Source organism: Streptomyces sp. NPDC002130 (genome assembly GCF_040296465.1).
In the GTDB taxonomy this organism is placed as follows: Bacteria; Actinomycetota; Actinomycetes; order Streptomycetales; family Streptomycetaceae; genus Streptomyces.
In genome coordinates, this window is the sequence record NZ_JBEOXI010001225.1 from 1 (window position 1) to 1,061 (window position 1,061).

General features: G+C 61.1%; 1 protein-coding gene. It reads left to right on the forward strand.

Features of this window, described 5'->3' with window-relative positions:
* Positions 1-181: 181 nt before the first annotated feature.
* Positions 182-1,006: a Bcr/CflA family efflux MFS transporter gene (locus ABT116_RS49820; RefSeq protein ID WP_351648367.1), complete on the forward strand. Its 825-nt coding sequence runs from the start codon at positions 182-184 to the stop codon at positions 1,004-1,006.
* Positions 1,007-1,061 lie beyond the last annotated feature (55 nt).

A 1,061-nucleotide genomic window follows, 5' to 3' on the forward strand; every position in this document is an offset into this window, starting at 1 on the left:
GCCTGGGGCATGCACGACGCATTCCTCACCCCGGACTACCCGCTCATGCTTGCGCGGATGATTCCCCATGGCCATCTCTACATCATGGACAAGGCGTCGCATCATCTTCAGGAAGAACGACCATACGACTACTACAGTGTAGTTTCGGGTTTCCTTGACCAACAGCACAACTGAACGAACGGTGATCGCCCCGACGGGCGGTGCACGGATCCGATTGGTACTGCTTCTCGGAATTCTCACCGCCCTCGGGCCGTTCACCGTCGACATGTATCTTCCTGCGCTGCCGCAGATCACGCAGGAATTCAGCACGTCGGACACGATGGTTCAGTTGACCCTGACGGGCACCCTGCTGGGTCTGGCTTTCGGCCAGTTGCTCATCGGCCCACTGTCCGACATCTACGGGCGTCGACGTCCCCTGCTCGTGGGCACAGTAATTCACGTCGGCGCGTCGTTGGCCTGCTTTTTTGCTCCGTCCATCGAAGTCCTCACCGCGCTGCGGACCCTTCAAGGTTTTGGCGCCGCCGCGACCGGCGTGATCGCGATGGCAATCGTTCGTGATCTCTTCACCGGACACGATGCGGCGGTTGTACTTTCGCGGCTGATGTTGGTCATGGGCGTAGCGCCCATCCTGGCTCCCTCCACCGGTGGGGCACTGATGTCCGTAACACAATGGCGCGGAGTCTTTCTCGCTCTCTTCGTCCTGGGCATCGCCATGATCGCGCTCGCGGCGGTATCGCTTCCGGAGACACTTCCACCCGAGAATCGGTCGGGCAAGGGCATCGGCGCCATCGCGCGAACCTACATTGCGCTCGGCCGTGATGCCCACTTCATGGTGTTGGTGCTCGTGTGCGGTCTCGGCCGCGGCGTTTTGTGGTCGTACATCGCCGCGTCGTCCTACGTGATGCAGGAACAGTTCGGACTGAGCGCCACAGCGTACGGATTTGCCTTTGCCGGCGGCGCCGTCGTTCTGATCGGTTCGTCCCAGCTCAACGTCGTGCTTCTCTGAAGGCACGGAACACACCCAGCGATGTGTTGAGCCGTTTGCGCAGCTCATAGCCGTG